This is a genomic window from Curtobacterium sp. B8, from assembly GCF_000333315.1.
GTDB classification, from domain to species: Bacteria; Actinomycetota; Actinomycetes; order Actinomycetales; family Microbacteriaceae; genus Curtobacterium; species Curtobacterium luteum.
This window is the reverse complement of record NZ_BACW01000596.1, coordinates 1-5,794: the sequence shown is the minus strand read 5'-3', so window position 1 is coordinate 5,794 and position 5,794 is coordinate 1. Positions and strand designations below refer to the sequence as shown.

6 protein-coding genes are annotated in these 5,794 nt (G+C 70.8%); 3 read left to right on the top strand and 3 right to left on the bottom strand.

Translation table 11 applies throughout. From position 1 onward, the window contains the following. The coding region (locus I59_RS16150) for an ABC transporter permease (protein ID WP_031274154.1) at positions 1-670 on the top strand (670 nt) is incomplete at its 5' end. 118 nt (positions 671-788) lie between these two features. After that, positions 789-1,805 carry an ABC transporter permease gene (locus tag I59_RS16140; RefSeq protein ID WP_022904759.1) on the top strand — a complete coding sequence of 339 codons (1,017 nt, stop codon included), beginning with the start codon at positions 789-791 and terminating at the stop codon, positions 1,803-1,805. Between the two features lie 14 nt (positions 1,806-1,819). Here the strand turns inward: I59_RS16140 and I59_RS16135 are convergent, their stop codons facing one another. Further along, the gene (locus tag I59_RS16135; RefSeq protein WP_187289832.1) at positions 1,820-2,416 is read right to left on the bottom strand and encodes a PH domain-containing protein; all 597 of its coding nucleotides are present in this window, start codon (positions 2,414-2,416) and stop codon (positions 1,820-1,822) included. Between the two features lie 146 nt (positions 2,417-2,562). Here I59_RS16135 and I59_RS16130 point away from each other — a divergent pair, with 146 nt between their 5' ends. Next, positions 2,563-4,338, top strand: coding sequence for an ABC transporter ATP-binding protein (locus tag I59_RS16130; protein ID WP_022904757.1), 1,776 nt, complete (start codon positions 2,563-2,565; stop codon positions 4,336-4,338). A 230-nt stretch (positions 4,339-4,568) separates the two neighbouring features. Here the strand turns inward: I59_RS16130 and I59_RS16125 are convergent, their stop codons facing one another. Beyond that, positions 4,569-5,108 carry a PH domain-containing protein gene (locus I59_RS16125; protein WP_148286284.1) on the bottom strand — a complete coding sequence of 180 codons (540 nt, stop codon included), beginning with the start codon at positions 5,106-5,108 and terminating at the stop codon, positions 4,569-4,571. A gap of 203 nt (positions 5,109-5,311) precedes the next feature. Beyond that, positions 5,312-5,794, bottom strand: a 483-nt coding sequence (locus I59_RS16120; protein WP_022904755.1) for a peroxiredoxin, incomplete at its 5' end; no start/stop codon positions are given.

Genomic DNA, 5,794 nt, shown 5'->3' with positions numbered 1-5,794 from the left:
GATCCAGGGCCTGCTGAACGTGTCGTCCGTCGGCACGATCGTCATCCTCGCGATCGTCACCGTGCTCGTCGGCCTCGCGTCGGGGTACTTTGTCGGCGGACACGACCGCGGGCTGATGATGCGCATCGGTGCGCTGACGGCGTTCCTCAGCGCCGGGGTCATCCTGCTCGACCGCTTCATGCGCTCGTGGATCGACTACACGCAGAACTACGTGTCGCGTCCGATCGCGACGGTGGGCTCGCAGACCCCCGGCCTGACCGGCGACATCTGGATCACCGGCATCGACACGTACACGCACCTGCTGCTGCCGACGATCTCGCTCCTGCTCATCAGCTTCGCGAGCTACACGCGGTACTCGCGGTCGGGCATGCTCGAGGTCCTCGACCAGGACTACGTCCGCACCGCTCGGGCGAAGGGCCTGCCGGAGCGCACCGTCATCGTGCGCCACGCGCTGCGCAACATGCTCATCCCGATCGCGACGCTCGTGGCGACCGACATCGGCGCGCTGCTCGGTGGCGCGATCATCACGGAGCGCGTCTTCGCGATCTCCGGCATGGGCAGCTTGTTCAACAGCGGTCTGTCGATCACGGACGTGAACCCGGTGATGGGGTACTTCCTCGTCATCGCGATCACCGCGATCGCCTTCAACTTCCTCGCCGACCTGGCCTAGTCGGCCCTCGACCCGCGGGTGCGCGTCCGATGACCGCCGCCACGACGACGACCGTCGCCACGGCCGCGGTCACGGGACCCACCGACCAGGCGGACCTGCACCTCCAGGAGGACAACCGATGAGCACGATCCAGGGCGGCGCCCCGCTCGAACCCAACATCGGCGACGGCACGGACGTCGGCGAGACCCCCGGCTCGCACGAGAAGCGCGTCGGCGAGAGCCAGGGACGGATCATCCTCCGTCGCTTCCTCGCCAACAAGCTGGCCGTCATCGCACTGATCGTCTACCTGCTCGTGCTGGTGTTCGCCGTGTCAGCGGTCGGCCTCGGCCCGATCCCCGGCTGGTGGCACTACTCGTACAAGGCGCTCGAGGACCTGCAGAACGGTGGCGCGCCGACGGCGGACCACCCGTTCGGGCAGGACCGCATCGGCAAGGACTACTTCGCGCTGACCATGCGCGGCATCCAGAACTCCGTGCTCGTCATGATCGTGATCGGCCTGTTCGCCACGTTCATCGGCGTCGTGATCGGCGCCATCGCGGGCTACTTCCGCGGCACCGTGGACGCCGTCCTCATGCGCATCACCGACATCTTCATCGTCATCCCCGCGATCGTCATCGGCGCCGTGGTCGGCAAGACGGCGAACGGTCTCGGCGCGTGGGGCCTCGCGCTCCTGCTCGGCCTGGTCTCGTGGATGGTCATCGCCCGTCTCGTGCGTGCGGAGTTCCTCTCGCTCCGCGAGCGCGAGTTCGTCGAGGCGGCCCGGGTCGCCGGCGCGTCGGACGCCCGGATCATCTTCCGGCACATCCTCCCGAACGCCATCGGCGTCATCATCGTCTCCGCGACGCTGCTCATCGCCTCGGCGATCCTGCTCGAGACGGCGCTGAGCTACCTCGGCTACGGCATCAAGGCGCCGGACTCGTCGCTGGGTCTGCTCATCAGCCAGAACCAGTCCGCGTTCCAGACCCGCCCGTACCTGTTCTGGTGGCCCGCGACCTTCATCGTGCTGCTCGCGCTCTGCGTGAACTTCATCGGTGACGGCCTGCGCGACGCCTTCGACCCGCGCTCCAAGCGGTTCAGCCTCCGCAAGACGCGCGAGCCGCAGAACACCTCCGGCTCGGAGATGATCAGCGCGTGACGTCCGCCGCCCTCCTAGCGCGCCGCGATCGCGAACCAGCCGCCGACGGCGGTCGCCGCGAGCAGCACGATCGACGCCCAGTGCAGTGTGACCGGCACGCGCACGGCGTCGGCCGTGCCGAGCTCGATGGCGCCGCGTTCGCGCAGCTGGTCCCAGCGGTGGCGGACGAGGTAGGCGGCGTCGCCCGACGCGGTGGACAGCAGGTCCCCGGCCCGGCGTCCGCCGTCGCCGGTGTCCGGGACGCTGCGGCCGTGTCGCTGCTCCTGACGCCTCGCGAGTGCCACTCCGGCACGACCGGGCGCCGGGGCGGCCCAGACCGACACGCGCCGGCTCGGGGTGACCAGGCTCAGGGCGAAGCGCGTGTCGACGTGCACGAGCGCCGCCCAGGGCACGCGCACGGTGTGGAACACGTTGACGACCTCGACGCCGTCGTCGTCGACCGTCATGCGCGGACGCCAGAGCGCGACCCAGCCGAGCGCGACGCCGAACAGCGTCGGCACGACCGCCAATGCCCGGGCCGTCCAGGTCCGGTCGGTCAGGACGGTCGTGACGAACAGCAGGGCCACGATCAGCCAGAGCGCGACCGCGAGTCCGCGGTTGAACCTGGACACGAACACATCGCGCGTCGACGGGGAGGCAGGCATGCCCCCATCGTCGCAGGTCCGGGCCGTGCGGCCCGACGCCTGTCGCCCCGTCGTCGCCTCACCAACACCACCCACGCGGCCGCCACGAGCGGTCGGGAAAGGACCGGACGTCGTTGAGCACGCCCGCCTCCGCGGCCACCACCCCGGCCGCCACCAGCACCCCCGTCGTCAAGGTCTCCGGACTCGACGTCGACTTCGCGGTCGACGACGTCTGGACCCCCGCGGTCAAGCACCTCTCGTACGAGATCCACTCCGGTGAGGTCCTCGCGCTCGTGGGCGAGTCCGGCTCGGGCAAGTCCGTGAGCTCGATGTCGATCCTCGGCCTCCTGCCCCGCAACGCCCGCGTGAACGGCTCGATCGAGTTCAACGGCAAGGAGCTCCTCGGGCTCCGGTCGGCGCAGCTCCGGGAGTACCGCGGCAAGGAGATCGCGGTGATCTTCCAGGAGCCGATGACGGCCCTGAACCCGGTCTTCACCGTCGGGTCCCAGATCGTCGAGACGCTCCGCATCCACTACGGCATCTCGCCGAACGAGGCCAAGGACCGCGCCATCGAGCTGCTCACGCTCGTGGAGATGCCGGACCCGCAGAAGGCGTTCAACTCGTACCCGCACCAGCTCTCGGGCGGTCAGCGGCAGCGCGCGATGATCGCGCAGTCGATCTCCTGCGACCCGAAGCTCCTCATCGCGGACGAGCCGACCACCGCCCTCGACGTCACCGTCCAGGCGGAGATCCTCGACCTCATCCGCGACCTCGCCGGCAAGCTCGGCAGCGCGGTCCTCCTGATCACGCACGACATGGGCGTCGTCGCCGACCTCGCGGACCGCATCGTCGTCATGCAGCAGGGCGTGGCGGTCGAGACCGGTACGGTCCGCGACGTCTTCGCGGCGCCGCAGGACGAGTACACCCGCACGCTGCTCGACGCCGTGCCTCGCCTCGGTCAGGCCGGCGACACCGTGATCGACCTCACCGAGACCCTCGAGTCGGTGGTCGAGAGCGACGCACCCGTGCACGTGGGGGAGACCCTCACCCACACGGACGTCGTGCAGACGCTCGGGCCGCCGGTGCTCGAGTTCTCGAACGTCGTGATCGAGTACCCGGGCCGCGGCCGCGTCAAGGCGTTCCGGGCCATCGACGGCGTCGACCTGTCCGTGCACGAGGGTGAGGTCGTCGGCCTCGTGGGCGAGTCCGGTTCCGGCAAGTCCACGCTCGGACGTGCCGCGATCGGCCTGCTGCCGATCACGTCGGGCGGGCTCGAGGTCACCGGCGTCGACCTCTCGAAGCCGACCCGATCGCTCGTCCGCCAGGTGCACCAGAACGCCGGCATCGTCTTCCAGGACCCGTCGTCGTCGCTGAACCCGCGCATGACGATCGGACAGTCGATCGGGGAGCCGCTGCTCCTCGGCAAGGGGATGAAGGGACGCGAGCTCGAGCGGGAGGTCGAGTCGCTGCTCGAGGCGGTCCGGCTCCCCACGTCGTACTCGACGCGCTTCCCGCACGAGCTCTCCGGCGGCCAGAAGCAGCGCATCGGCATCGCCCGCGCGCTCGCCCTCCGGCCGAAGCTGCTCATCGCGGACGAGCCGACCTCGGCGCTCGACGTCTCGGTGCAGGCGACGGTGCTCGAGCTGCTCAAGGACCTGCAGCGCGAGTTCCGGTTCGCGTGCCTCTTCGTCACGCACGACCTCGCGGTCATCGACGTGCTGGCCGACCGCATCGCGGTGCTCCACCACGGCCACCTGGCCGAGGTCGGCACGCGTGACCAGATCCTCCGCGACCCGCAGGACCCGTACACGCAGCGCCTCATCGCCGCCGTGCCGCTGCCGGACCCCGACGTCCAGCGCGAGCGTCGCGAGCTGCGGCGGCAGATCCTCGCCGCCGGCTCGGACGAGTAGGCCTGCAGGGCGACACGACCGACCGCGCCCCTCGACACCCTCCGGTGTCGAGGGGCGCGGTCCGTCCGGGCCCCGGCACCGGTCGCACTCGGTGCGTGCCGGGTCGGCCTGGAGGCACGGTGTGCGCCCGCCTCGCCGGGCCCGCCCGGCTCGGGGACGCGCCGAGCGCTGCGTCGCCGCGAGCGCTGCGTGGCCGCGAGCGCTGCGTGGCCGCGAGCGCTGCGCGACCGCTAGAGCTGCGCGGCCGCCATCGCCCCGACGAACCCGAGCACGACCAGCGCGAGGACGGACCAGCCGTGCGCCCGGTGCACGATCGGCGCAGCGGTGACGCTCGCCGGGGGCGGGCCGTCCTGCTCGGCGACCGCGGGGACCATCGCGCGCACCTCGTCGGCCGCAGCCTCGACGCTGAGCCGGACCGTGCCTCCAGGCCGGAGGGAACCGAGCCGGGCCGTCGGCCGCGTCGCGATCCAGGTGCGGCGCACGCCCTCGCTCGAGACGACCTCGAGCCCGTACTTGGTCCGGACGTCGGTGACGCGCCGCCAGGCGTAGGTGCTCTCGCGACGGACGTCGACGATGCGGAGCGCCTCATGGGTGAGCACGATGCGCGGGCGCCAGAGCACGGCCCAAGCGAAGAACATGATGAAGAGGCTCGGGAGGGGCGCCAGCCAGGGGGAGCCGTCGCCGACGACCGCGAGGGGGACGAGCGCGACGGACACGGCCCACAGCGCGACGGCGAGGACGCGCATCCCGGGCGCGACGATGATGGTCACGCACACAGCGTAGGAGAGTGTTCCGAGAGCGCCTCCCCGGAGACATCCGGGGAGCGGGTGTGACACACCGGCGCGTATCTCCGGATGACCCGATTCTCCGGGGAGGCAAGTCCAACGTGGACCTCTCGTTGCGCCAATCGTCCCCGCACCCCCGTTCGGGTGTCAATACCCCAAGCTGGGAGATTCCGGAGACCGACACGCCGTCAGCCGACGAGTTGCTCGATCTGCTCGCGGATGACCTGCGCCTTCGGGAAGCGCAGGCCGACCATGCCGACGTGCCGCCAGCGCACGATCCCGTCGGGTCCGATGACGAACACCGAGCGCCGGAGGCCGATGCCCGGTGCACGGACCCCGTAGGACCGGACGACCGCGCCGGACGGGTCACTCAGGAGCGGGAAGGTCAGCGACGAGCCCCGCGCGAAGGACTCGTGGGAGTCGAGCGCCTGGGGGCTGATCCCCCACACGACGGCGCCGAGTTCGTCGAAGTCGTCGAGCTCCTCCTGGTAGCTGCACAGCTGTGCGCTGCACACGGGGGTCGCGTCGCCCGGGTAGAAGGCGAGCACGACTGTGCGGCCGATCTGCGCGGACAGGTCGTAGACGCCGTCGGTCCGACTGCCGTCGCGCACGACGGTGCCGGCCAGGCTGAAGACCGGCGCTGGTTCGCCGACCTCGGGGATGCTCATGTG